The sequence below is a fragment of the Variovorax sp. HW608 genome (assembly GCF_900090195.1).
GTDB lineage: Bacteria > Pseudomonadota > Gammaproteobacteria > Burkholderiales > Burkholderiaceae_C > Variovorax.
This window is the reverse complement of sequence record NZ_LT607803.1, coordinates 1,582,217-1,605,749: the sequence shown is the minus strand read 5'-3', so window position 1 is coordinate 1,605,749 and position 23,533 is coordinate 1,582,217. Positions and strand designations below refer to the sequence as shown.

General features: G+C 63.6%; 24 protein-coding genes. 10 read left to right on the top strand and 14 right to left on the bottom strand.

The genetic code is table 11. The features are described 5' to 3' along the window. Positions 1–58: 58 nt before the first annotated feature. The 11 genes from VAR608DRAFT_RS07440 to VAR608DRAFT_RS07395 form a co-directional block, all read right to left on the bottom strand. On the bottom strand, positions 59–1,273 hold the full coding sequence (locus VAR608DRAFT_RS07440; protein WP_088953479.1) for a hypothetical protein: 1,215 nt from the start codon (positions 1,271–1,273) through the stop codon (positions 59–61). Beyond that, entirely contained in the window at positions 1,270–2,856 is a 1,587-nt protein-coding gene (locus VAR608DRAFT_RS07435) for an oleate hydratase (protein WP_088953478.1), read from the bottom strand. Before VAR608DRAFT_RS07435 ends, VAR608DRAFT_RS07440 begins: the two co-directional genes overlap by 4 nt. After that, positions 2,843–4,603 (bottom strand): DUF3141 domain-containing protein, encoded by a 1,761-nt coding sequence (locus VAR608DRAFT_RS07430; protein ID WP_088953477.1) that lies wholly within the window; start codon positions 4,601–4,603, stop codon positions 2,843–2,845. The genes VAR608DRAFT_RS07435 and VAR608DRAFT_RS07430 overlap by 14 nt, the downstream gene beginning before the upstream one ends. Further along, the gene (locus VAR608DRAFT_RS07425; RefSeq protein ID WP_088953476.1) at positions 4,600–4,806 is read right to left on the bottom strand and encodes a heavy-metal-associated domain-containing protein; all 207 of its coding nucleotides are present in this window, start codon (positions 4,804–4,806) and stop codon (positions 4,600–4,602) included. Before VAR608DRAFT_RS07425 ends, VAR608DRAFT_RS07430 begins: the two co-directional genes overlap by 4 nt. 17 nt (positions 4,807–4,823) lie before the next feature. Beyond that, on the bottom strand, positions 4,824–5,135 hold the full coding sequence (locus VAR608DRAFT_RS07420) for a DUF2933 domain-containing protein (RefSeq protein WP_088953475.1): 312 nt from the start codon (positions 5,133–5,135) through the stop codon (positions 4,824–4,826). Between the two features lies 1 nt (position 5,136). Continuing rightward, a complete protein-coding gene (locus VAR608DRAFT_RS36830; protein ID WP_157730711.1) occupies positions 5,137–5,295 on the bottom strand; it encodes a hypothetical protein in 159 nt (52 codons plus the stop codon). 453 nt (positions 5,296–5,748) lie between these two features. Further along, complete coding sequence (copD, locus tag VAR608DRAFT_RS07415; protein WP_088953474.1) at positions 5,749–6,684, bottom strand: copper homeostasis membrane protein CopD; 936 nt, start codon at positions 6,682–6,684, stop codon at positions 5,749–5,751. 7 nt (positions 6,685–6,691) lie between these two features. Beyond that, entirely contained in the window at positions 6,692–7,078 is a 387-nt protein-coding gene (copC, locus tag VAR608DRAFT_RS07410; protein WP_088953473.1) for a copper homeostasis periplasmic binding protein CopC, read from the bottom strand. A gap of 62 nt (positions 7,079–7,140) precedes the next feature. Continuing rightward, positions 7,141–8,016, bottom strand: a complete 876-nt coding sequence (locus VAR608DRAFT_RS07405; protein WP_088953472.1) for a copper resistance protein B — start codon at positions 8,014–8,016, stop codon at positions 7,141–7,143. Between the two features lie 8 nt (positions 8,017–8,024). Further along, positions 8,025–9,941: a copper resistance system multicopper oxidase gene (locus VAR608DRAFT_RS07400; RefSeq protein ID WP_088953471.1), complete on the bottom strand. Its 1,917-nt coding sequence runs from the start codon at positions 9,939–9,941 to the stop codon at positions 8,025–8,027. Between the two features lie 129 nt (positions 9,942–10,070). Further along, positions 10,071–10,475: a hypothetical protein gene (locus tag VAR608DRAFT_RS07395; RefSeq protein ID WP_157730709.1), complete on the bottom strand. Its 405-nt coding sequence runs from the start codon at positions 10,473–10,475 to the stop codon at positions 10,071–10,073. 332 nt (positions 10,476–10,807) lie between these two features. Here VAR608DRAFT_RS07395 and VAR608DRAFT_RS07390 point away from each other — a divergent pair, with 332 nt between their 5' ends. From VAR608DRAFT_RS07390 to VAR608DRAFT_RS07355, 7 genes are all read left to right on the top strand, one after another. Further along, positions 10,808–11,260 carry a hypothetical protein gene (locus VAR608DRAFT_RS07390; RefSeq protein ID WP_088953469.1) on the top strand — a complete coding sequence of 151 codons (453 nt, stop codon included), beginning with the start codon at positions 10,808–10,810 and terminating at the stop codon, positions 11,258–11,260. Between the two features lie 200 nt (positions 11,261–11,460). Next, positions 11,461–13,845 (top strand): heavy metal translocating P-type ATPase, encoded by a 2,385-nt coding sequence (locus tag VAR608DRAFT_RS07385; protein ID WP_269458538.1) that lies wholly within the window; start codon positions 11,461–11,463, stop codon positions 13,843–13,845. Positions 13,846–14,103: 258 nt separating this feature from the next. After that, positions 14,104–14,382: a DUF2933 domain-containing protein gene (locus VAR608DRAFT_RS07375; protein ID WP_088953467.1), complete on the top strand. Its 279-nt coding sequence runs from the start codon at positions 14,104–14,106 to the stop codon at positions 14,380–14,382. Further along, a complete protein-coding gene (locus VAR608DRAFT_RS07370) occupies positions 14,379–15,050 on the top strand; it encodes a methyltransferase family protein (protein WP_088953466.1) in 672 nt (223 codons plus the stop codon). Before VAR608DRAFT_RS07375 ends, VAR608DRAFT_RS07370 begins: the two co-directional genes overlap by 4 nt. 18 nt (positions 15,051–15,068) lie before the next feature. Further along, positions 15,069–15,347, top strand: coding sequence for a DUF5676 family membrane protein (locus VAR608DRAFT_RS07365; protein ID WP_088953465.1), 279 nt, complete (start codon positions 15,069–15,071; stop codon positions 15,345–15,347). Between the two features lie 87 nt (positions 15,348–15,434). Beyond that, positions 15,435–16,106, top strand: a complete 672-nt coding sequence (locus VAR608DRAFT_RS07360) for an L-2-amino-thiazoline-4-carboxylic acid hydrolase (protein WP_197700489.1) — start codon at positions 15,435–15,437, stop codon at positions 16,104–16,106. Beyond that, complete coding sequence (locus VAR608DRAFT_RS07355) at positions 16,106–16,762, top strand: hypothetical protein (RefSeq protein ID WP_231973323.1); 657 nt, start codon at positions 16,106–16,108, stop codon at positions 16,760–16,762. The genes VAR608DRAFT_RS07360 and VAR608DRAFT_RS07355 overlap by 1 nt, the downstream gene beginning before the upstream one ends. Positions 16,763–17,137: 375 nt before the next feature. Here VAR608DRAFT_RS07355 and VAR608DRAFT_RS36825 read toward each other — a convergent pair whose 3' ends face one another. Further along, complete coding sequence (locus VAR608DRAFT_RS36825) at positions 17,138–17,440, bottom strand: hypothetical protein (RefSeq protein ID WP_157730707.1); 303 nt, start codon at positions 17,438–17,440, stop codon at positions 17,138–17,140. Positions 17,441–17,614: 174 nt separating this feature from the next. On the opposite strand from VAR608DRAFT_RS36825, the gene ligD reads away from it, so the two are divergent. From ligD to VAR608DRAFT_RS07340, 3 genes are all read left to right on the top strand, one after another. Further along, positions 17,615–19,042: a non-homologous end-joining DNA ligase gene (gene ligD, locus VAR608DRAFT_RS07350; RefSeq protein WP_231973321.1), complete on the top strand. Its 1,428-nt coding sequence runs from the start codon at positions 17,615–17,617 to the stop codon at positions 19,040–19,042. Continuing rightward, the gene (locus tag VAR608DRAFT_RS07345; protein ID WP_088953461.1) at positions 19,039–20,115 is read left to right on the top strand and encodes an HAD domain-containing protein; all 1,077 of its coding nucleotides are present in this window, start codon (positions 19,039–19,041) and stop codon (positions 20,113–20,115) included. Before ligD ends, VAR608DRAFT_RS07345 begins: the two co-directional genes overlap by 4 nt. Positions 20,116–21,074: 959 nt before the next feature. Continuing rightward, complete coding sequence (locus VAR608DRAFT_RS07340) at positions 21,075–21,950, top strand: hypothetical protein (RefSeq protein WP_231973319.1); 876 nt, start codon at positions 21,075–21,077, stop codon at positions 21,948–21,950. Between the two features lie 9 nt (positions 21,951–21,959). Here the strand turns inward: VAR608DRAFT_RS07340 and VAR608DRAFT_RS07335 are convergent, their stop codons facing one another. Both VAR608DRAFT_RS07335 and VAR608DRAFT_RS07330 read right to left on the bottom strand, forming a co-directional pair. Continuing rightward, positions 21,960–22,556 carry a type II toxin-antitoxin system VapC family toxin gene (locus VAR608DRAFT_RS07335; protein WP_088953460.1) on the bottom strand — a complete coding sequence of 199 codons (597 nt, stop codon included), beginning with the start codon at positions 22,554–22,556 and terminating at the stop codon, positions 21,960–21,962. Then, a complete protein-coding gene (locus tag VAR608DRAFT_RS07330) occupies positions 22,556–23,299 on the bottom strand; it encodes a hypothetical protein (protein WP_088953459.1) in 744 nt (247 codons plus the stop codon). Before VAR608DRAFT_RS07330 ends, VAR608DRAFT_RS07335 begins: the two co-directional genes overlap by 1 nt. Positions 23,300–23,533: the final 234 nt, after the last annotated feature.

The window sequence follows — 23,533 nt, the reverse complement described above, 5'->3', positions numbered from 1 at the left end:
CTCCGTTCCTCAGCTGTCGCGATGATGGGGTTCAGAAGCCAGAACACCGCCACCGGGACTACACCGCCGGCTCCACACGGATCGCGGGGTCGTCACGCAACGCCTGCTGCGCGCGCGCGAGCCGGTGCGAGTGCTTCGCGTGAAGCGTCAGCAGGGGCTGCTCGCGCTCGACCTTGTCGCCGATCCGCACGTGGAGCACGACCCCGGCCGTCGGCGAGGATGGCGCACCAGCGGCCGCCGCCAGTCGTGAAAGCGCCTGGCCATCGATGAGTCGCACATACCCGTCGCAGGTTGCGAAGACGGGAGCCTGAAGCGGCGCGGCCGCGGGCTCCCGCCAGTCGCCCTGGCTCCGGCAGAGGGATTCGAACTTCGACCACGCCGCCCCGTTGTCGAGCAACCGCCAGGCGTCACGTTCTCCCTGACCCGCCCGACTGGCGCCCCCATGCTCCAACAGACGACCAGCCTCCACGAGCGCGTGCATTCGCAGATCCATCGGGGCCGCGGCAGCGCCGCGCAGGACATCCAGAACGTCGCGCGCAGCCAGGGCAGGGCCGATGCCCCGCCCGACCGGCTGCGAACCGACCGAGCGTGACGCTTGCACCTGCAGGCCGAGCTGCGCTCCCGCCCCGATACACAGGTCTCGAAACGCGTGCCAGGTGTCATCGTCCGGCACGCCCGTGCCGGCGCCGACGGCGACGTCCACGAGCACTCGCGGCACCTGCGCCGCGATCCGCACAGACAACATGGCCGCGAGCCAGAGCGCCAGCGTCGCGGGATGCCGGGTCTCCGCGACTGCTGCCGCAGTCGCCGCGTCCGTCACCGCAGCTGCGCACGCGGCGTCGGCGATGCAGCCTCCCTCCTGCTCGAACACGTGCATCAGCCGTTCCCGGTTGAGCCGGACGTTCGACAGCGCCGCCATGACGGCCAGGCCACTGACCACATGGCTCGGGGACGACATGGCCAGGTGCGGCATCGGAACACCGGCCGCCGAGACGATCGCCACGACGATGGGCGTGGTGTGATGCCCGGGGACCAGCCCGAATCCGATCTTGTCGACCGCCGCGGCGACCTTCCACGGGAGGGGCTGGACCCGCTCGGCCAACGACCGCGCCAGCTCCGCGACATCGTGCGCAGTAACCAGCGGCAGCTCGAATCGGGCAGCCAGCCGCTCCCAGCCCTGCGCGCCGGTCGATTTGGTGGCTGGACGGGTGGATCCGTGTGTCATGGGCTTCACGCGCGTGGTGTCGAGCGGCACTTCGCTGCCCGAGTTCACTGGATCAGCGTTCTCAAGCTGGCAAGCGCGACGCTCGGATCTGCGATGCCGTGATAGATGGGCGGGATCTCGTTGTCCATTTGCAGCAGCCCGTAGACGGCATGCATGGCGCCGCGCACCGAGTACTCGACCGTGAACACGACATCCTCGGGAATTTCCACGTACTGACCCAGTAGCGCAAAGTTCGTGGATCCCGACGGAATCACCGGCGGCCGGTCGCCTGCGTCCCGCCGCTCGAACTCGCTGGTGATGTACGGCATCATTGCGGGGATCACCGTGGTGCTCTTCTGCACTTCGTCGAGGATGTCCTCGAACTTCAGGTGATGAATCAGCTCCGAGAGGAGTTCGCGACCCGACGCCTGTGCCATCGTCTTGTCGATGTAGTCACCCTTTTTGTCTACGAAGAGCCCATACCCCCAGATCGTGTAGACGCCCTCGGGCTGATCGGAAAAATGAGGCGGATGTGGCACCACGATCGACATCAGCCAACTGGAATCCTTGAATGTCATCAGCCCGCCCGTGCCGGGCGCATTGCCAGTCAGCGCCTCGATGCGTTGAATCAGAGTCGGGGATCGCGACGTCAGCGTGAACGACTCCCACTTGCTTGAGTCGACGTTTCCGCAGAACGCATTTGGTCGGCCCAAACCCGGGGCTTTCCGGGCCATGGCTTCCCATAGCGTCCAAGCACCGTCACGCTTGTCCCGTACCAGCTCCGGCGCATGATCGTCATCGCCGTACCTCGCATCTGCAGTCATGGACCCGATGGTGATCAGCGCCAGATCGTCCGGGTCGAGGCGATAGATGGTCTCGCGTCCTTCGCACACGGCATGCAGTGCCTCGACCCGGCGGTGCGATCCCTGCTCGACAAAGTCGACGTCCACGACCTTGGTCCCTCTTTGGAAGATCACGCCTCGCTCGGTGAGCCAGCGCTCGACCGGGCGGACGATGGCGTCGTACTGGTTCAGCGGGGTGCGCCGAACGCCGGCCAGCGTGTGGATGCGCGGAAATTCCTGCAGGAAACGCAACATGTAGCGTCTGAGTTCCACCGCGCTGTGCCAGTTCTGGAACGCGAAGGTCGTCCGCCACATCGCCCAGAAGTTGGTCTCGAAGAAGTGCGACGAAAAGCAGTCCTCGATCCGTCTCGCGTGCAATGAACGCTCCGGCGTCACCAGAAGGCGCATGACTTCCAGGCGGTCCTGCACGTTGAATCCAAGGTCACTCGCATCGAGGATGCGTCGGTCGCGGTCGATCAACCGCGCCTTTGCGTCCGATCGCCACTCGCGGTTGAAGGACCACGCCTGCGCCTTGACGGACGTCCCCGGGTCATCCAGCGAGGGGATGCCGTCGAGCACGTTCCAGAGGCACACATAGGTCTCCTCGGTGAGCATTCGACCGCCGCGAGACACGTAGCCGCTGTAGACGTTTCCCGAGCGATCGAGGGCTCCACCAGCGACCGGGAGTTCCTCGATGATTCGAATGTTCGGTCCTGCAAACCCCGCGTCGCGTATGAGAATCACCGCTGCGCTCAATGCGCCGATTCCGGCCCCGACGAGAAAGGCTTTGCGATCTTCATTGGCATTCATGACTTTGATGTCCGCATGAGTGACTTGGTGTGGATGACGCCTTGTTCAGGATGGCCCCGTCTCGACCCACCTGGAAGCTTGGCCACACGGCGTAGGTTTGTTCGAAGGTCCATTCGGCCCACAGATCGCGCAACGTTCGCCATGATGTCCAGGCCTGTGCCACTGCGTCGGCCCCGGCTCGCTCCAGGCGGTACCAGGGGTTGTTCGCGCGCTTCGGGTCTGCGGCCCCGAGGCGCTCGAGACAGTCGCTCGCCCAGGGCAGCCAGGCCAGCGCCGGCACGGCGCGCTCGGACCACAGCATCCGGCTGGCGCGCATCGGATGGGCCGCGCGCCAGGGCCGCGCGATCTCGGGCCGCATGACTGCCTTCACGGCCGGCGAGACCCACTGCGCATAGATCCGCTCGAGGCCATCGGACACCGCCTTAACGTTGTCGAAACCGGCCGGTGCCGGATCGAATTGCAGATCCTCCACGCGCCGTGCCTCGAAGCGCGCCCGGGGCGCGGCCTCGGCCGAGGGGGCGTCCTCCAGCAGCATCTGGTAGAGCCCCGGGGCCAGTCGCTCGATGGACTGCGCATGGTGGAGGATCGCGCGATGCTCACGACGCGCCACGTCCGCCGAAACGAAGATGCCCAGATGCCCCACTTCGCGGTGGGTCAGGAAGACAATGCGCTGCCCGGCCGCGACGAGGGCCTCCGTGGAGGGATAGATGGCCGGCAGCCAACCCAGGGCTTGGTGCGGCGGCGTGATGTTGTCGCCGTACGAGCTGAAGATCACCAGCGGAGTGCGCACGCTTGTCAGGTCGGCATGGCAGTGCTCGTCGACCACCACCTTGCCATCCTCGAGGAGGTTGCCGACAAAAAGGTCGCGCGCGATCGCGAGCATCTCCTGGCCACCCAAGAAATAGAAGCCGTTCCACCAACGCTCGAACTCCAGAAAGCGCTCACGCTCCAGGCCCGGCTGCGCGAACAGCGTGTCGTACTTCCGGAAGACGCCCTCCGGTCGCAGCGCCTCGAAGTTCTGCACCAGCCAGGCCCCGTCGAAGGTGCCGCCGCCTAGGTCCGAGAGCCAATGCGCGGGCCAGGTTCCACCGGTGAAGCCGCCGAGAAGCCGCATGGGATTCACGCCGCGCTCGCCCGCCCAGTAAGAAAGCGGCGAGCCGTTGAGCACCGCCAGTGCGGCACGGTGACGGCAGTGCGACAAGGCCAACATGAGTGCCCAGCCACCCTGGCAGTTTCCGTACACGATCGGACGCTGGTTGCGATGGCGCGCAGCCAGCAAGTCGATGAACACGGCAAGCGTGCGAACCACGGCGCCCAGGGTCTGGCCTTCCGCGGGCTCGGGATCGAAGACCACGAAATAGACCGGGTGGCCTTCCAGCAAGGCCATCCCAACCTCGGAGTCGCGCTTGAAGCCCCCGATCCCGGGACCGTGGCCGGCGCGCGGATCGACGACCATCACCGGCGCAGCACCCTTGCGCACGTGGCGCTCGAGCGCGTCAGAACCGCAGCGCGTCACCCGCAGCAGCCGGTAGTTGCAGGGCGGCTCGAGGTCGTGCCCGTCGGCAATCTGCTCGGACTCGAAGTGAAGTAGCGGCGGCATGCCGGCCGCCTCGTGTTCGGCCATGTTGGCCGCGCGTTGGCGTAGCGTGTCGGCCGTTTCGACCGCCCGCCATAACAGGTCCAGCCAATACGCGGCGAGCGCCGCATCCTGCGCGAAAGCCCCTTGCGGAATGCTCTGCGTGTTCATGCAAGCCAGTCAATCGCAGCAGCAGCCGTGCTTCTGGACAACGCGCGCCCGGAATGCTCGCCCGTGATCCGAGCGATGCCGCTCGGCAGGTCGACTTGCACATTGACATTGTCTACTCCGGGCTCCCGCTTGAGCGCTTTGGTGACCGAGGCGGCACAGAACCCCCAGGTCATGGCGACAACCTTCAATTCGGTGGTTTCCATCTGCTTCCCACAGAGCTTCAGTGTTGATGACCAGCGTGGCCACCGGCGGGGGGTTGCGGGTTCGAGTTGTGCTCCGGCCGAGCCGCAGGTTCTTCCGGGTTGCGAGGCGTGGTATCGCCATGCCCGCCGTGGCCGCCGTGGCCGAAGATGTGCATCAGCGGGCAGGCCAGAATGAAGAGAAAGGGCAGCAACTGCAGCAAGTGGGCGTTGTGACGGAAGAACATCCAGGCCACGGCCGCAGCCAGGCCTATCCACAACAGCCACTGGTTGATGCGAGACCAGTTGGGGCCGGCTCGGTGCCCTTGCTTAGGGTCGAACGGCAAGTTCATGTCAATGCTCCTTCAGTTCGCGTAGTCGTGGCGCTTCATGCTCCGTCGCGATGCCGAACAGCCATGCCAGGAAAACCTGGATGGGGAAGCGGCGGAGACGGCGACGGTCGCGGAACATGGTCAGTCGGCAAAGGGCAGGTTCAAGTGCCTCGATCAGCATATGGTCGAGTTCATGAAGTGACTTTGATTAGGATCAACTCCAAAACCGTAGTCGGCTACGGAGTCCAGACCCGCTCAAATCGAGCTGCGGCGGAACTTGTACATGGCGCGCGGGAAGTCCGGGATGTCCTGATGTCGATGGCGCGACAGGCAGCACCGGGTCCAAATTGGGCCAGCGAAATCCGACTCACTGGAGTCCAGCCAAGCCATCACCGGGCGCCAATTTCATCGGCGCCGGTGAACCGCTCGCGGGGACGGTGGATGAGGCGACGCAACTGCCTCGGTTCATGCCAGCCGAAGCGTCCGTCGCAGGGCCGGTACTTCGGCAGCCTGCTAGAGCCGGGGCGCCATGTCTCCGGGCATCAAAACGAAGGCCGACGTCGACGCATCGGGCGCGCTGAAAGCGCACTTTGCTGGGACCTGGTGCCGAGCGCACACAGCGAAGGAGTGCGGTTCAACCGCTGGCAACCGACGGCGAAAGCGTTCCAAGCCACGCCACCAGCATCAGGATGCCTGTGGCGGCAGTGAACTCGACGGCGAGACTTCGGCGCAATGCAGCCAGCGCTTCCGAAGCGGAACCATGTCGCAACGCACCGACTAGCCGAGGACTCAGCAGGTATCGATGGGCCGCGGCCAGCCCCAGCATCAGGACAAAGAGCGAGAGTTTGACGAGCATCAACACGCCGTAATCGGTGGAAACTAGCGCCCGCAATGCCCCCTCGCTGATCAGCCAGTAGTTGGACGCGCCGGTGATCACGAGGGTCACGACAATGACGGTGCCGATATTGGCGAAGGCGCCGAGCATCCTGCTGAGCAGTTCCGCTCGATCTGCTGCGGCGAAGCTCGCCCGCACCGACAGCAGTACGAACATCACGAGCGCACCCACCCAGGCGGCACCCGCTAGGAGGTGGAGGATGTCTGCCGACAGGTGCAGCAAGCCCTTCGCACCGTCGTCCATCGCGCCATGCCCGGTCCAAGCGAGGCTCGCAAGCGCCACGGCGCCTGGTACTGCGATGGCGGAAAGGCGAAAGGTCGGCCAACGCCCAAGGAACACGGCAGCGCAGATCGCAAGTGCCAGCGCACCCATGCGCACCAGCCAGCTGATGCCCACGTCCGTTTGCATAACGACCATCTCGTAGACATGCCGTTCCACGGACGCGTAGTCCTCCGCACCGCTCATGGACTTGGCCATCACCGCCATGCCGAGGACGGAAAGCGCGACGCCGAAAATCCCTGTCGCGGCCAGCAGGCCGCCGAGGGGCCTGCGTGCAAACAGCGCGCGCTCATGACGCCGAAACGCGTACAACCCGAACAGCGGCACTCCGAAGAGCAGCATCAGGTCCAGGTAGAGGCCGAAGCGAACCGCGATGGCCTGCCAGTCGTCACCCATGTCGCTGCTACTTCACGCTGAAGGGAACGCTTCCTGTGACGCGATGGGTGTCGGACGACACGGCCCGCCAGTCGATTCGGTAGGTTCCGGCCGTCAGGGGTTGGGTCGGCGTGATCACCATCGTCTTCGGGTCCTTGGTGGCCGAAACCTTGATGGTCATCTTCATTGGCGAATGCCCCGTCATCCCGGGCATGCCGGTCATGACAAGGCTGGCCGCCGAGAACTGGGGCATGAGGTCCTCCGAAAAGTGCAGTTCGATCTTCTCGGGCGCCGGGACCTCGGCATTTTCAGCGGGTGTGGAAGTCAGCAGCTTCGGATGGGCGAGCGCCGCGTTCGCCGCCAGGATCGTGAAACCGACGAAGGCGCATTTGAGGGTGTGGAGAAGGGATGGCATGGAAAGTCCTCGTGAAGTGGAAGAAGGATGGAAAGTCGGTTGCATCGGGGACGCGGCCTCGTCTAGAACCAGAGCCGCACGCCCGCGACCCACCTGAATTGCCGAAGGTCCTGGCCCTTCAGCCGTTCGAAGTCGGCCGTGCGTCCATGCGAGCGGTCCCAGGTCACGCCCAGGTAGGGCGCGAATTCGCGCCGGATCTCGTAGCGCAGGCGCAGGCCGAGCGAACTGCTCGAAAGCCCGGAGCCGATTCCGCGCTGCCGGTCGTCCTTGCCGTAGAAGTTCACTTCGACCGATGGCTGGAGGACGAGCCGGTTCGTGAGCAGGAAATCGTAGGTCCCGGCCAGGCGGGCTGCCGACTGGCCTCCATTGCCCACGAACATCGTGGCCTCTGCGTCGAAGTTGTACAGCGCCAGCCCCTGCAGGCCGAGCGCTGCCCATGTCTGCGAGGGGCCCGGCTTGAAGGTCTGGCGAATGCCGCCGACCACATCCCACCAAGGGTTCAAGGCGTGGCCCCAGAGCAGCTGCAGCTCGGCGTCTTCCGTTTTGCCGTCGTGGCGCTTGCCTTCGGTTCGAATCCACAGCCGGTCGATGTCGCCGCCGATCCAGCCCGACGCGCTCCAGTGCAGCAGGCCGCCGGCGTTGACGTCCTGCCATTCGAGCTTGTCGACCAGGAAGAACGAATGAATGTCCCGGTCGCCCATGTCGTGCAGGCCGGGATCGCGAAAGACAGCCGCGCGGTCTTCGTCCGTCAGCGGCGGCACCGGGGAGTGCACAGGCTGCGAGGGTTCCACGGGTTCCATGGGTTCCATGGGCTCCATGGCGTCATCCGGCGCATGCGCGTGGTCCGCTGCCTGCGCACTGGCAGGCTGGAAGGATGCCGATGCCAGCGCGAGCATCAGCGCGTGGAGAGCTGCGCCTCGAAAGCGTCCGTGGTTCATGGCGTGTTTCATTCCTCGACCCGGACTTCGCGAAACATGCCCGTCTCCATGTGGAACATCAGGTGGCAGTGATAGGCCCAGCGGCCCAGCGCGTCGGCCGTGACCCGATAGCTGCGGCGGGAGCCGGGCGGCATGTCGATGGTGTGCTTGCGCACCATGAACCGGCCCTGTTCGTCCTCCAGGTCGCTCCACATGCCGTGCAGATGGATCGGGTGGGTCATCATGGTGTCGTTCACCAGCACCAGCCGGATGCGCTCCCCGTACTTCAGGTGGATGGGCTGCGCGTCGGAGAACTTGACCCCGTCGAAGGACCACGCGAACTTTTCCATGTGACCCGTCAGGTGCAGTTCGATCGTTCGACCTGGCGCGCGACCGTCAGGGTCGGCAAAGGTGCTGCGCAGGTCGCTGTAGGTGAGCACCCTGCGGCCGTTGTTGCGCAATCCGACTCCGGGATCGTCGAGCCTGGGCTTCGGACTCATGGCCTGCGCGTCCACGAGCGGGTTGCCGCTCTCAGACGCAGGGTGCGCCTGCATCTGCTGCCCCGAATGCATCACGCCGTGGTCCATGCCTGCCATGCCCTGCCTCGAGCCGTGGTCCTGGTCCATGCCCGTCATGCCCTGCATCGAGCCGTGGTCCTGGTCCATGCCCGTCATGCCCTGCATCGAGCCGTGGTCCTGGTCCATGCCCGTCATGCCTTGCATCGAGCCGTGATCCTGGTCCATGCCCGTCATGCCTTGCATCGAGCCGTGATCCTGGTCCATGCCCGTCATGCCTTGCATCGAGCCGTGGTCCATGCCGTCATGGCTCATCCCCATGTCATCCATGGTCAGCAGAGGGCGCACGTCCACCGCAGGAACGGGTGCGGCGAGGCCTTCGCGCAAGGCAAGCGTTCCTCTTGCGTAGCCAGTGCGGTCCATGGATTGGGCAAAGATCGTGTAGGCCTGTACGCCGGCTTCGGGCTCGACGATGACGTCGTAGGTCTCCGCCACCGCCATGCGGAATTCATCGACCGTGACCGGCCTGACAGGCTGGCCGTCGGCAGCGACCACGGTCATCTTCATTCCCGGAATGCGCACGTCGAAGTACGTCATCGCGGCGGCGTTGATGAATCTCAGGCGGACGCGCTCGCCGGGCCGGAAGGTCGCCGTCCAATTGCCCTCCGACGCCTGCCCGTTCATCAGATAGGTGTAGGTGTACCCGCTGACGTCGGCGAGGTCGGTCGGGTTCATGCGCATGGTCGACCACATCCATCGATCGTCCAGGGAGGCTTTCCAGCCCTTGTCCCGGACATCCTGGATCAGGTCGCCGAGCGTTCGCTGGTGGAAATTGTAGTAGTTCGACTGCTTCTTGAGCTTGGCCTTGATCCGAACCGGATCTTCATCGGTCCAGTCGGACAGCATGACCACGTAGTCGCGGTCGTGTGCGACCGGCTCCGGCTGCCGGGGCTCGATCAGCAGGGCCCCATAGACGCCGGTCTGCTCCTGAAACCCCGAATGGCTGTGGTACCAGTAGGTGCCGTGCTGCCTGACCTTGAAGCGATAGGTGAAGGTCTCGCCCGGGGCGATGCCGTGGAAGCTGAGCCCCGGGACGCCGTCCATGGTCGATGGCAGCAGGATGCCATGCCAGTGGATCGAGGTGGGGACCGCGAGCTCGTTGCGGACGCGAAGGGTCACGACATCGCCTTCGCGCCAGCGCAAGGTCGGTCCCGGCAAGCTGCCGTTGATCAGGGTCGCGCTGCGGGTCTGGCCGGTGATGTTCACCGGCACTTCGGAGATGGAGAGGTCGAACTCCGTGCCGCTCAGGCTGGCGGGTTCGGACGTTCGCGGGATGGCAAGCGCCGGGGGCCGCCACAGGGCCAGGCCGCCGGCCACGCCGCTGGCCGCGACGCGATGCAGGAACGTTCGTCGAGGTGCGCTGAATTGCATGATGGAAAGGGGTCGATTCGAGGAGCGCGTGCCAGGCACGCAAGCGCCCGCGCAGTCGGCTACGCGGATGGAGGGTGCGGGAGGCCGACGACCCCCGGGGGGCCATTCAGCCAGCGCGGCCGTTGCGTCTCAGGCGCGCGGGGGCTTCTCGAGCGGGCGAGCAGGCACCGCGACGGGCGCGGCTTCAGGTTCGATCAGGTCGGCCTGCGGAAGAGGTGACCCGGTGGCGAACGAGGGGGTGTCGATGAAGGCGATGCCATGACAGGCGCCGCAAAGATTGCAGAGACCGCAGCCATGATCGACATCGGGAGATGCGGCGCCCGGTGTGTCGCCGACGCTTTTCGCGACAGGGCCGTGCGCCCCGTCGTGGTCGGCATCGAGCGCCTGATCGGGGGCTGCCGACATCGGCGTCATGGCGTCCGCCGCGACGATCGTGTTCTCCGTCATGCACGCGCGCATCGAGGCGGCGGCGTACCCTTGAAAGGGCAGTGCCAACATCATCAGCCAAACCATCCAGATACGAACGCGGCGCATTTACCAATTGTAGAGCCGATCTTGGCCCGCCATTGCGGGGGGCATCCGAGGAGGTGCCAGGATGGGCCGCTCAAGCGTTCAACAGGGCGTGGTCGAAGCCACGGAACAGGCCGCTCTTGGAGTCGGGAACCGATCTGGAACCCGGTCAGAGTTCGCAGCGCGAGGCAACGCGAGAGCGGTGCTCGTAGAAAAGGTGCGACGGCGAAAATCTGGAGGTATCGCTGCCCACAACCGGCTTAGGGTGACCGGTGCTATGCGTCCAATCGCTTTGATATGCATCAAGCCGGATGAGCAGGAGCGCTGCGATCCTAGCAAGTCACTAGGAGCCTGATATGCGTTCTGTCTTTCTTTTTGTGGTCGCTGCGGCGCTTTCGACGGGTGCCTTTGCCCAGTCCTCGGATGCGGAGCACGCCACCCACCATCCCTCCGCGGCGACTGCGAAAGCGCGAAAGCCTGCGGCCAAGTCGACCGCGCCCACGCCGTCTCAGATGAACATGCAGATGAAAGCCATGGAGGAGATGCACGCGAAGATACTGGCCGCCAAGACTCCCGAGGAGCGCCAAGCCCTGATGGCTGACCACATGAAGGTCATGAACGACGGGATGGCCATGATGGATCAGATGAGAAAGGGCACGCCAGGCCCCGGCATGGGCGGCATGGGCATGGAAGGGATGGGTGCCATGCACGGCGACCACGAAATGATGTCCAGGCGGATGGACATGATGGAACACATGATGCAAATGATGATGGACCGCGAGTCGGCGCCCGCACCCGCGACCAAGTGAATTCTGGTGATCTGCTCTCCCGGAGCAGCTCAGCTTGATTTCTCTGCCGGGTTGCGCGAGGGAGCTGTGCGGCCTGGGTTTCGCGTAGCTCCGCGATCGCGACGATTTGATTGAAATCAACTGACATGTACATCGCCAGTCCGATACTCAAATAGTGAATCTTCCACTGCAGGCGGTTGGAACCGTTTGAGGAGGCCTCCATGTCGGACGGATCAGTTGTGACTCTGGGGCGTGAGCACGGGGATACGTCGCTGCTCCAAAGCAAGACCTCAGAGCGGGTGCGGGACCCGGTCTGCGGCATGGACGTCACGCCGAATGAAGCCACCCTCAGCGCGGAAGTTGACCACCGGCGCTATTGGTTCTGCTCCCAGCACTGCAAGGACGCCTTCCTCGCCAATCCCGGGGCATACCTTCTCCAGCCGCCAACCAGCGTGCCTGCAGCCAGCGGCGCCAAACAACTCGCCAAGGACCCCATCTGCGGGATGATGGTCGACAAGGCCACGGCACTTTCGGCTGAGCGCGGCAATCGCAAATACTACTTCTGCAGCGAGAGCTGTCTGCGCATCTTCGAATCGCCAGAGAGCGAATTGAAGGCCATGAAGACGCGCGTGACGATTGCGCTCACCGGCGTGCTCGCGCTCGCCGTGCTGCGTGCAGGTGCCTTTCTGGCCTTGGCGGCCGGAGCGACGCTCCTGACCTGGGCGCCGATTCCCGCACTGCCGTGGTTCACCTGGGGGGTGTGGCTCTTCCTGTTGGTGACCCCGGTTCAGTTCATCGGCGGCTGGAGCTTCTACAAGGGAGCGTGGAACGCCATCCGGACCCGCAACGTCAACATGGACTTCCTCATCGCATTGGGGACGTCGGTGGCTTACTTCTACAGCGTCGTGGTGCTGTTCTTTCCGACCTGGCTGCCGGTCAAGGTCGAAGAGCGGGACGTCTACTTCGAGGTATCCGCGGTGATCATTGCCTTCGTACTGCTGGGCAAGTACATGGAGGAGATCATCAAGAAGAAGTCGTCGGCGGCGGTCCGGCGCCTGCTCGATCTGCGGCCCGCCGTCGCGCACGTGCTGCGCGCTGGCAAGGAAGTGGAAATCCCGGCGGAGAGCATCATGGTCGGCGAAGCCGTCATGGTCCGCCCCGGCGAAAAGATTCCTACGGACGGCAAGGTGATCGAGGGTGAATCCAGCGTCGACGAATCGATGCTGACCGGCGAGTCGATGCCGGTGGAAAAGAAGCCCGGCTCGGCGGTCATCGGCGGCACCCTCAACCGCAGCGGCGCCTTCACCTTCCAGACGACGAAGATTGGCGCCGATACCGCACTCGCGCAGATCATCAAGATGGTCGAGGATGCCCAGGCCAGCACCGCGCAGATTCAGCGGCTCGCCGACCAGGTGACCGGGTACTTCGTACCTGCCGTGGTGTCCGTTGCCCTGCTGGCCCTGGTCGGATGGACCGTGGCCGGCCACTTCCCGCAGGGGCTGCTCGCATTCGTGGCGGTCCTGATCATCTCATGCCCCTGCGCGCTGGGCGTCGCGACACCGGCCGCCCTCATGGTCGGCGTTGGCAGGGGAGCGGACAACGGCATCCTGATTCGAGGCGGTGAGGTTCTGGAGCGTGCCGAGAAGCTCACCGCCGTTGTCTTCGACAAGACGGGCACGATCACGCGCGGCGAGCCGACCGTGACCGATGTCATCCCGTTCACGGAGCAGGGGGAAGCGGAATTGCTGATGCTCGCCGCCGCCGTCGAAGCCGGCTCCGAGCACCCATTGGGGGAAGCCGTTGTTCGCGCCGCCCAGCATCGCGCGCTCTCCATCCCCAAGGCGAGCAGCATCAGTGCGCTATCCGGCATGGGCATTCAGGGCCAGGTCGACGGAAAGCAGGTCTGGCTTGGCAACCGGCGTCTGTTTGCAAAGCAAGGGATCGCAACGAGCGGAGCCGAAGCGGTACTCGGCAAGCTCGAAGCCGATGGCAAGACGGCCATGCTGGTCGGCCGCGGTACGCAACTCCTCGGCGTGGTGGCCGTGGCCGACACGGTGAAGCCCGAAGCCGCCGAGGCGGTCGCCGCACTCAAGGCGCGCGACGTCAAGGTCGTGCTGCTGAGCGGTGACAACCGCCGAACCGCCGAGGCGATCGGCCGGCAGGTTGGCATCGAACATGTCATTGCCGAAGTGATGCCGGAAGACAAGGTCGAAACCATTCACGCATTGCAGAAGCAAGGGGAAGTCGTGGCCATGGTGGGAGACGGCGTCAACGACGCCCCGGCGCTGGCTGCCGCCGAGATCGGCATTGCCATCGGGTCCGGCTCGGACGTCGCCAAGGAAACCGGAAGCATCATCCTCGTCCGCGATGATGTCCGTGATGTGGTGACCTCCATCCTGCTTTCCCGCGCGACGATGCGCAAGATCAAGCAGAACCTTTTCTGGGCGTTCATCTACAACTCGATTGGCATCCCGGTCGCTGCGTTTGGTCTGTTGAACCCCATCTTCGCGGCGGCGGCCATGGCGCTGTCCTCGCTGAGCGTGGTGGCCAACTCGGCATTGCTGAAGCGCGTTCGTCTTGCTCACGTCAGTGCGGAGGCGACATGAGGCACATCGTGGCTTGGATCTGCTCCGCGCTCGCAACCCTGCTTGCGATCGCGATCGTGTACTGGTTCGGAGTCTCCCCCCTCACGATCCTGCTCGCAGTCGTTCTGCTTTCCTGCCCCATCGCTGCGGTGTGGGTCACCTGGCGCCTTTCGCGGCAGTGTGAACGAGACATTCAACAGGCGGTGGAATGCGAGTGCGAGGCCCGAGCGGCGGCTGCGAACACAAATTCCAAATAGATCAATTGCGTCGGAGGAAAGTATGGATCACGACCACGACAGTCACGAGCATCCGGACATCACCCAGCGGAAGATCTCCAGGTCGAAACTGGTCACGATCGGCTTTCTCCTCGTGATCGGCTACTTCCTCTGGACGGAGCACCGGGCGCACGTCATTCAATTCCTGCCTTTCCTTCTTCTGGCGTCGTGCCCGTTGATGCATCTGTTCATGCACCATGGGCACGGGCATGGGCAGAACCAGGAAGGCGGCGACGCCCGGGATACCCGGGGCGACAGCAATGTCAAGGGAGAGCAGCGATGAGCCACGAAGCGCAATATGGCTATGGCCTTTGGTCGCTGGTGATCATCAACTCGGCGGTCTTCATCATCTTTGCCTTCAGCTTCACCAAGCCGAAGACCTCGCGCGACTGGCGCTCGTTTGGCGCCTTCTCTGCTTTCATCGTGGCGCTGTTCACGGAGATGTACGGCGTTCCGCTATCGATCTATTTCCTCTTGCCCTGGCTCTCGGCCAAGTTCCCTGGCATCGACTTCCTGTCCCATGATGCCGGCCACCTTCCGGAGATGATCTTCGGCTGGCGCGGAAACCCGCACCTGGGTCCGTTCCACCTCGCCAGCGACGTCCTCATTTTTGGCGGATTCATCATGCTGTCGGCGGCATGGCGAGTCCTCTACCAGGCTCAGCAACAACACCGCCTGGCCACTGCGGGCCTCTATGCCCGGATGAGGCATCCCCAGTACGTTGCCTTCATCCTAATCATGCTTGGTTTCCTGCTGCAATGGCCAACGATCCCCACGCTGGTGATGTTCCCCATCCTGGTCTGGATGTACGTCCGACTTGCCAAGGCGGAGGAACAGGACGCACTCGCCGAATTCGGCGAGGAATATGAGGCGTATCGCGGCAGGACACCTGCCTTCATCCCGCACTTCGGCGGCGGCGATGTCCCTCAAACCGGGCCTCGCCGAGGCTAGCGGCATTCGGAGGCAATCATGAAGCCCTTCAAAACCGGTGTGATTCTGTCGAGCACGATCGTGCTGTTCTATGCCTTGTGCACCCTGGTCTGGATAGCGTTTCCGGAGCCCTTCATGAACTTCATGAACGCGCTGTTTCACGGACTTGACTTCCGGCGCCTGGAAACGGGCCAAGCGCTTTCCTGGTGGTCCGTCATCTACCCCGCCATTGTGTTTGCCGTGTGGTTCTTCGCTGCCGGCGCGTTCTTCGCGTGGCTCTATAACCTGCTGGCAGGTGATGACAGAGCGCGCGTGTGACGTCTGCCGCACGATGCTGAATAGATCTCCCAACGGCAGGCTTTGCCTCGTTGGCGAACTTCGGTCCCTGCCAACCAATGGCCCGCGATGAACACCGCCAGCAGTGATCCTGCGCAGTCAGCGGTCGCGCCGCAAATTGAGGCGGAGGCGCCGCCCCGTGGCATGGATCTAAAGAAGATCACCACGCCCATTCTCTTGCATTTGCTGGCCCGCGAGGTGCGGGTTCCCCTGCTGTTCATGCTCAAGTGCAAGCTCACGGTCTCTCGCTTCAAGAAGACGATCGATCCGCGGTTTCCAGCCGAACTGGTCGACATGTGCGCGCTTCCCCTGTGGGTCTACATCAATCTGAAGGAGAGAGTCGGGCAGGGGAGGGCGTTCGAGATCATGCGGGTCGCAATCCTCACCGGCGGAATGGCCCAATGGAACATCGCTTACCGTGCGGTCGAGGAGGAGCGCACGTTCGAGCATCTCTGCGATGAGGAAATCAAGGTCAACCGGACGGGGCCGACCCGGTGGAACACCCTCCAGGTGGTCGATCGCACGGAGCGGCGCTTCGAGATCAAGATCACGCGATGCCTCTATCACGAGCTCACCACCGCGATGGGGGTGCCCGAACTCACACCGGTGATCTGCCAGATCGACAATGCTGCGTTCAATTCCTATCTGCCCGATCGCGTCGTCTTCACTCGTGGAGGTCCCGGGCATCGCATCGCTGACGGTGCCAAGGAATGCAATTTCGTCTGGCAGAGATACGACTGATGATGCGCCAGGGCGGGCCGTTCGGCGAACCGTCGTTCGCTTGCCGAACTGGACTAGGTACGATTCCCGATCAAGGCGGGGAGGGCGCCGCGGCACTCGTGATCGAATCGGAGGCCCATGCGAGGGCGCGCGGTGCCGGAATCGACCTGGTGCTGGCCGGCTACGCGACCAACATCGACAGCACCCACATGACCAACCCTGACCCGTCCGGTCAGGCGCGCGCGATGCGCGCCGCCCTGGCGGACGCCGGGCTCTCGCCCGCCGACATCGGACACATCAATGCGCACGGCACGGCGACCGCAGCGGGCGACGCGGCCGAAGCGGCGTCGATCCACGATGTGTTCGGCGACCACACCCCGGTCAGCGCAACCAAGGCGATCCACGTCCACTTGCTGGGCGGCGGAGGCGCGCTCGAACTGGTCGCGACCTTCAGAGCGCTGGTGCACCGCCGGCTGCCGCCGACCGCGCATCTGCGCCAGCTCGATCCGGCGTTCTCCATCGATGTCGTGCGTGGCGAGGCGCGCGACGCGCCCGGCCTGCGCTGGGCCATGTCGAACTCCTTCGCTTTCGGTGGCACCAACGCCGTGCTGGGCGCAGCGCATCCGGGGCTGAACGCTCGCTTGCGCTCGCAGCGCCATTCCGATCGCGGCCACTGAGCGCAACGCGCCAGGGCTCAATGCACCGTCCTGGCTGCTCGTTGCCGTAACAGTACGACGCAGAGCAGCATGAACGCCAGCAGCGACGCGGTGGCTCCATAGCGGCTCCGTGCCAGGCCCCCGGCACTGTGCGGGCTTGTCCAGAAGCGTTCGTCCAGCTTCGAGCCTTACCTCAGATTCATTCCGAAGGGCGGGCATCCCGAAAAGCGGTACCGGCGTTGGGTTTCCCGATCGGTTGTCGAAGTCCACGGCATATCGCGCAAACGAATGCGCGCCGCGTCAAACTGCGCGCCGCACTTTGAGCAAGTATGGGTCGAGCGGTTCATGGCGACGTGGGGAGCGCCGCGACTTCATGGGCCCTGATCAGACACCGCGTCAGCCGTGCCTCAACTGGTTGACTCGATTTCCCAGCAGCACCCAGGACAAAAGCGCGCCCACGATCGCGACAATGGGCGACGGTGACGTGAGAGCGTAGGCAATGAAGGCTCCGAACAACAGCACATTGCTGTCCAGCAGCAGCACACAGCGATAGCCCCCATTTGGAATCCGGCGGGGCGCCGGAGTGGCCTCGAGGCATTCGCGAAGAGAGGGCAAGGGATAGGAAAGGAGCGCCGCGCCGGTTTGGATCTGAATGCGGCGGCTTGGCTCGGCGTGCAAGAGAGGGCGGGTGTTTTCCACTAGGCGCACCGGCTGCGCCGACCCGGATCGGCAGCGGCGCCCGCATAACATCGGGCGCCATGTCCATCGCCCATCTGGTTGCCCAATACGGCTATGCCACCGTCTTCGTCGGCAGCCTGCTCGAAGGCGAGACCGTGCTGCTGCTGGCCGGGATTCCTGCCTGGCACGATCCGCATGCGCACCGCCAAGCACCGCAGCAAGAAAGTCCGCTCCACTGTTGGCCGCGCCGCCCTTGGAAGGCAAGCGACAACTCAACCGAGCGAACGGCTCGATGAGCAGGATCTGTGCTTCGACCTCTCCGAAGGCGCAGTGCTGCAACAGGCTATCGCAAGCACGCGTGACCTCGTGCACGAGGCGCCGCCCGCCCTCAAGCAGCGGATCTGGCTGTATCGCGCTGAAGGAAGTGCAGGGGCAACAAAGAGGGGCAACGTCACCTGCCTCGACTCCAAGTCCCTCAACAGAGCCATCCAAGGCGTCATCCAACGCCACAACCTCCTCGGCGACGACGGCCTACCGGACTTCGGCGCGCTGCAGAACGCCTTCGACAGTGCAAGGACGAAGGACATCACCTTCCACCTCTTCGATCTGATGCACCACGACGGCCTGGACCTGCGCCAGGTTGCGCTTGTCGAGCGTCGTGCGCTCCTGAAGGAGCTGCTCACGGACTCGCCCGAATCGATCCGGTTCAGCGAGGCGTTCGCCGGCGCGCCGCGGGATGTGCTCGGGTCCGCCTGCAAGCTGGGCCTCGAAGGGATCATGGGCAAGAAGAAGGATGCCCCCTACGTCCCCGGTCGCTCGACGGACTGGATCAAGCTCAAATGCCTCCAGAGGCAGGAATTCGTCGTCGGTGGGTGGACGTTCCAGCGAGGCACGAAAAGCGGCATAGGAGCGCTTTTGGTGGGCGTGCACGCCGCGAACGGCGACCTGCTCTACTCCGGCAATGTCGGGTCGGGCCTGAGCGGAAAGATCGTGGCGCAGCTGCTGGAGAAGCTGGCGCCCCTCGCGACGACCTCCAGCCCGTTCAAGGGCGCCGCCGCCGAGGCGCGCGGCGCGAACTGGGTGAAGCCGCAGCTGATCGCCGAGGTCGCATTCACCGAGTGGACGAAGGCCGGCCACGTGCGGCACCCTGTCTTTCGCGGCCTTCGCGTTGACAAGCCCGCCAAGACCATCGTGCGTGAGCTTCCGCACCACCTGCGTCCGGAGCCTGGTAGCGTGGTGCAGCACACGCTGCCGGCGAAGTTCCGGGTCACGAACCCCGAGCGGGTCATCGACCCTTCCACGGGCATCACCAAGATCGAGCTCGTGCGGTTCTACGGGCTCGTCGGCCCGCTGATCCTGGAACACCTGAAGGGGCGCCCGGTGTCGCTCGTGCGCGCTCCGGCGGGCATCACTGGCGAACTGTTCTTCCAGAAGCACCTCGACGCAGGCGAAATCCCCGGCGTGCGCCAGCTCGATCCGGCCCTCAGCCCCGGCCATGGCCAGCTGCTAGAGGTGGCGACGGCGCAGGGCCTGCTGTCGGCGGCCCAGCTCAACGTGGTCGAGTTCCACACCTGGAACGCCGTGAAGACAGCGATCGGCAAACCGAGGACGCCCGAACGATGATTCCATTCGCAGGTGATGTGCCACGGCTGGACGAAGCCGGGAACGGCGGTGGGCGTCAACCGGCGGCGCCAACAGAAGACAGCGATGAGAACCAGGCCGATGAGCAGCGGATCGTGCTCCTCTTGGATCTCGACGACATTCTGGTGCTCAACAACCCGTTTGGCGGTTACGACGCGAAGCTCGCACTTGCCGGCCTCGGAACGGGCACTGGCGAGCCGGCGGAGATTTGGAAGCAGCTCTTCGATGCCGGAGCCTGTGAGCTTCTTGCCCAGTTGCACCGGGAGTTCGGCCCCCTCTACGTGCTCACAACGAGTTGGTGGTGGCTGTTCACAAGGGAGGAGTTGGCGGAGGTGTTCGAGCGCTGCGGCCTGTCGTTCGTATGGAACAGCCTTCATGCCGACTGGACAACGCCCCGGGGAAGTCGGTCAGAAAAGCGCTCCGTTGAGATCGAGCGCTGGTTGCATGCGCATCCCGATGCTGCAGACAAGTGGGTCATCCTCGACGACTCGCTGTCCGGCACCGGTCTGGGGTCGAGCTTCCAGACGCATGGAGGCCGTTCGTCGTCCTCTGTTCCGAAAATGTTGGCCTCACAGAGGTGGAGTACGAGCAGCTCCGCGCTGCATTCAAGTTGCGGGCAGCTCAGGCAAAGGCGACCAGCGGTTCGACATGACGCCGTGCACGGCGCGGACCTTCCTCTACCGCTTCATCGAATGAGCTGCCTGTTCTTCAAAGTCCGGTTGGCGCCCCCCGTGCAGTTGCAGGAAATCCTTTCAATCCGGCAGTGGCGTATCGCTCGACTCCGTGACGGTGCTGCAGTGCTTGCAGGGGTGACAGCCGCGACCCGAGTTGGTGTGCTCACAATTCGCGTCAGTTCGGCGATTGCCGGGATCGACCCCGCCCTACGGTCGATTCAAACGACGTCTGGGCGGCTCTATAGGCTTGACGGTCCGCCGGCTCAAATCGCATCGATACGGGAGCTCATTGCCAACAGGCTCGCGTGCCGCGGACATGAAGATGCGCTGGACATCACCGACCTCATCTGGTCTGAGCTGGAGCGCGAAGCACAGTATTGAAAGCAAGGTGGAGGCTTCACCTTCGCTCCAGCTTTGGAAAGCCCCGATCCTCACCTTATGGGCAGCGCCATGACTAGCAGACAACAACGGTACCTCCGATTGGCTGTCGACCTGATGCGCGATGCGGAATCGCCGTGGACAAGCGAATCGAACCGCGCGCTGGTTGCGATAGACGCAGGGTACTATGCTCTGCTATCAGCCCTTCCACGGGATGCAATCGGATGCGTCGTCGATCATCCCTGTCCTCTACTGGCCGCAAGGGGCGCGAGAGAGCTTGGCCTCGGCGATTCGGACGTTGCGCTCGCTGAATCGCTCGTCCGCGACCGGTACTCGGTGCCTTTCGGCTGGCCGGCGTCTATGGTGTTTGCCTGGGCATGGCGGGCAATCGCGAAGGCAGTAGAAGGATTAACCTGAGCCAGGTCGACGCTTCGTCATCGGCGTAGCGCCTGGCGGCGTTCCGTGCTTCACACAGGCAATTCCATTGAGGATCGGCGCACCGAAGCGGCCGCCGTTCTTGGTGGCATGGGCCGCTTCGAACCGGCGCGTGTATACGCGTGCGTTGCAGGGCCCGGAGGAGGGCATGGACCGAGAGCGCGGAGAAAATAGGCCAGCGCCGTGATTCGACGCTCGAGCACGTCGGCGATGCCCATCCAACTGCAGTTATAGAGGTTGCCGACGTTCGGTTAGGGATGCGGGAACGTCTGCAAAGGGGCCCGGTTAGGAAGGAGCCTCACGGTTGTGCGAGGACCGGTAGTCGAGGGTTGCTCGGGGACAGGCCGTCGAGGTAGGTCCAATGATGCAGAAAACTGAAATCCCGAATCGGGACAAGAACTTAGGTTGAAGTGTGAGCCGGATGTGAGTCCCAGTTCGAGGATTCCGGGCTCACGGGCCGCCACTGCGCCTCAGTCCAGCACCGGCATAGCTGATCGACTGCATACCCCGCAACAGATAATCGGTTCATGCCGAAAGTGCCCTATTCGCTCCGGACCGGAATCAATCCGCGCTCGGCTGGCCTGGAGTTGAAAACCATCCGCGATCTGTTCGTCAGGCTGTATGCGCAGCTTGAGGATGAAGGCTATACGCACGAATACTTCGGCTTCTTCTGCGTCGATGAGCCGGACGGCATCAAGGGAAAGATTTCGGATATCGAGTACACGCTCCTTGTCACGCTCCGAAAGGATCGTCAGTTGTGGCCCATCAACGGCTGGGCAAGGAGCTATTCGGAAGACGATCTGTTCGACATGATCGAGTTTCTTTTCGATCGTGTCTCCAAGCCGATGGACGGGCATATGCATTCGTACAACCAGTGCGGGATGCATTGGGAGACGTTCGACAGGGCAGCGGGTCAACGGGAGTTCAGGAAGCGGATCAACGAGCTTTTGGCTCTGTATGAACGCAGGTTCGAGCTATCCCCGGATGGCCTGATCCTTCAGCTACCCCCCAGCGGCTTCGAGCAACTCTACGAGGCCACCGTTCCGACAGAGGACAAGACCATCGCGGAACGGATCGAGGCAGCGAAGACCGAGTACCGTCGCCACGGTGCATCGCTTGATACCCGGCGTCATGCGGTGGCGGACCTGGCTGGAGTACTGGAAGCCCTGCGTCCTAGGTTGGGGGAAGCGATCACCAGCAAGGATGAGGCGGACCTCTTCAACATCGCGAACAACTTCGGGATTCGCCATCACAACGACAAACAGAAGACCGACTACGACGCTTCTCTGTGGCTCAGTTGGATGTTCTATGTCTACCTGTCCACCATCCACTTGATCTTGCGGCGGTTGGACAGCAAGAAGCCCAAGTCCAATCCGGTTGCTGCCTCACCGGGCCGGAAGTAAACCACTCGCTCAGACGCCGCCCGGAGTTGGCGGACTTTTTCGACCGAGGTTCATGCGGCGAGGCGCCGATACTGCCGTTTTGGGCGGTGCTTCCAAGGCTACCTCGGCTATCCCGTCGATATGAAGCTGCTGCGCCCAGACCGGAAGCGGCAAGTCCCTGACTGGGACTGATCGAATGTTGACCGCTTGGGCGAGCTTCGGGATATCGCCGTCAGTCGAGACGATCACATCCACCCCGTGGACCTTTGCAATCGCCACGATCTGGCGGTCTACCTTCACCTTCTGCCAGATGGCGTCCCGGGCGAGAGGGGCTCGCTTGTTCCCAGTCGCCTGAGCCGCCCGATCCATCAGCGCACATTCAGTCGCCGCCACATGGTCGAAGCTCACGACTTCGATGCGTCGGTTCTTTACGAGGCCGGTGAGGATGGGTTGACCAGCGGGCCCAGCCCCCGCGATGTATTCGCCGACAACCTGTGCCGGGATGATCAGCTTCCCATTGGACTTGTCGATGTCTTCTAGCAGCCCCTTCATCCGATCCGCCAAGCTCTTCGGGACACGCGGATCGAGAAGAGCGATCAGTGCATTGCTATCGATCAGCACCTTCATCAGTGGTCCTCCCGGTGCTGCTTCTTCCATTCCGCGATCGGGTCATCAACGCTGTGCCACTGGTTGTCCGGAACCTGCTGAAGCGAAGCGAACAGGTCAACCAATGAACTGGGGTCCGGTTCTTCGAAAGAAAGCACTTCCATATCGCTGCAACTCCATTGACCCGCTTCGTCCCTCGTCCATGTCGCGTTGCCGCTGAACTTCAGATCAGCGCCGAAGAGATGATGGCCAAGCTTCCTGGCTTGCTCCCGACCCTTCACATTCACATCGACGAACGGGCCGTCAGGGGTTCGGATCTGCATAGGGACGGTTTCATCCCGGCCACCAATCTTTATGACTTGGCCGACGATCGTGCTGGCTTGCTGTACCGTCTGCACGGGTTCGGGGGCTGGCTTGTTGATTGCACCCGGGAAGTTGATGACGACGTTGCCCTGTTCGTTCTTGAGTTCGCCGTGCCAACCTTTCTTCGCCAGGAACTCATCGATCCAGACAACTTTGTTGGCCCCGGGACCGTCATCGTTCTTCGCTCGCAGAAGTTGAACGCTGACTGTCTGGCGAACTGGAGGCTCCACCTTGAGTTGGAACCGGGCACTCCCGTTCTTCAGGGCGCCGAAATGCACCTTCTCCTTCGACCCGAGCAAGTCAGCGAGCTTCTTCGATAGCTCTGCGAAGTCGTCCAGCGACAGCTTCCCTTTCGAAATGCCGTGCACATGAAGCTCGTATTGCCAGTCGGGTTGTTTCATGACGGTTACCTTTCTGGATTCTGCCAGCACTAGGCGCATTCGGAGCGTACTTGAATACTGTATGAATATCCAGTATTCTTGGCGACATGGAACCCCGACCCGTCGACCTCCCGGAAAGCGTGTGGATAGCCGCATGTGCCCATGAGCTATCGAAGCGGTGGAGGACCGTGGACCCGGAACAGCTTGAAGGGGTCGCCGAGGATCTTGCGCACGACCACCACCTACGAGGCATGC

Bases quoted from the DNA above. Each gene is read 5' to 3' on its own strand.
- VAR608DRAFT_RS07370 (WP_088953466.1), top strand. From the start codon at position 14,379: ATGAGCCACGAAGCGCAATATGGCTATGGCCTTTGGTCGCTGGTGATC.
- VAR608DRAFT_RS07345 (WP_088953461.1), top strand. From the start codon at position 19,039: ATGATTCCATTCGCAGGTGATGTGCCACGGCTGGACGAAGCCGGGAAC.
- ligD (WP_231973321.1), top strand. From the start codon at position 17,615: ATGCGCACCGCCAAGCACCGCAGCAAGAAAGTCCGCTCCACTGTTGGC.
- VAR608DRAFT_RS07430 (WP_088953477.1), bottom strand. From the start codon at position 4,603: ATGAACACGCAGAGCATTCCGCAAGGGGCTTTCGCGCAGGATGCGGCG.
- VAR608DRAFT_RS07375 (WP_088953467.1), top strand. From the start codon at position 14,104: ATGGATCACGACCACGACAGTCACGAGCATCCGGACATCACCCAGCGG.
- VAR608DRAFT_RS07420 (WP_088953475.1), bottom strand. From the start codon at position 5,135: ATGAACTTGCCGTTCGACCCTAAGCAAGGGCACCGAGCCGGCCCCAAC.
- VAR608DRAFT_RS07335 (WP_088953460.1), bottom strand. From the start codon at position 22,556: ATGAAGGTGCTGATCGATAGCAATGCACTGATCGCTCTTCTCGATCCG.
- VAR608DRAFT_RS07395 (WP_157730709.1), bottom strand. From the start codon at position 10,475: ATGCGCCGCGTTCGTATCTGGATGGTTTGGCTGATGATGTTGGCACTG.
- VAR608DRAFT_RS07330 (WP_088953459.1), bottom strand. From the start codon at position 23,299: ATGAAACAACCCGACTGGCAATACGAGCTTCATGTGCACGGCATTTCG.
- VAR608DRAFT_RS07365 (WP_088953465.1), top strand. From the start codon at position 15,069: ATGAAGCCCTTCAAAACCGGTGTGATTCTGTCGAGCACGATCGTGCTG.
- VAR608DRAFT_RS07435 (WP_088953478.1), bottom strand. From the start codon at position 2,856: ATGAATGCCAATGAAGATCGCAAAGCCTTTCTCGTCGGGGCCGGAATC.
- VAR608DRAFT_RS07385 (WP_269458538.1), top strand. From the start codon at position 11,461: ATGTCGGACGGATCAGTTGTGACTCTGGGGCGTGAGCACGGGGATACG.
- VAR608DRAFT_RS07405 (WP_088953472.1), bottom strand. From the start codon at position 8,016: ATGAACCACGGACGCTTTCGAGGCGCAGCTCTCCACGCGCTGATGCTC.
- copC (WP_088953473.1), bottom strand. From the start codon at position 7,078: ATGCCATCCCTTCTCCACACCCTCAAATGCGCCTTCGTCGGTTTCACG.
- VAR608DRAFT_RS36830 (WP_157730711.1), bottom strand. From the start codon at position 5,295: ATGCTGATCGAGGCACTTGAACCTGCCCTTTGCCGACTGACCATGTTC.
- VAR608DRAFT_RS07390 (WP_088953469.1), top strand. From the start codon at position 10,808: ATGCGTTCTGTCTTTCTTTTTGTGGTCGCTGCGGCGCTTTCGACGGGT.
- VAR608DRAFT_RS07400 (WP_088953471.1), bottom strand. From the start codon at position 9,941: ATGCAATTCAGCGCACCTCGACGAACGTTCCTGCATCGCGTCGCGGCC.
- VAR608DRAFT_RS07355 (WP_231973323.1), top strand. From the start codon at position 16,106: ATGATGCGCCAGGGCGGGCCGTTCGGCGAACCGTCGTTCGCTTGCCGA.
- copD (WP_088953474.1), bottom strand. From the start codon at position 6,684: ATGGGTGACGACTGGCAGGCCATCGCGGTTCGCTTCGGCCTCTACCTG.
- VAR608DRAFT_RS07360 (WP_197700489.1), top strand. From the start codon at position 15,435: ATGAACACCGCCAGCAGTGATCCTGCGCAGTCAGCGGTCGCGCCGCAA.
- VAR608DRAFT_RS07340 (WP_231973319.1), top strand. From the start codon at position 21,075: ATGCCGAAAGTGCCCTATTCGCTCCGGACCGGAATCAATCCGCGCTCG.
- VAR608DRAFT_RS07425 (WP_088953476.1), bottom strand. From the start codon at position 4,806: ATGGAAACCACCGAATTGAAGGTTGTCGCCATGACCTGGGGGTTCTGT.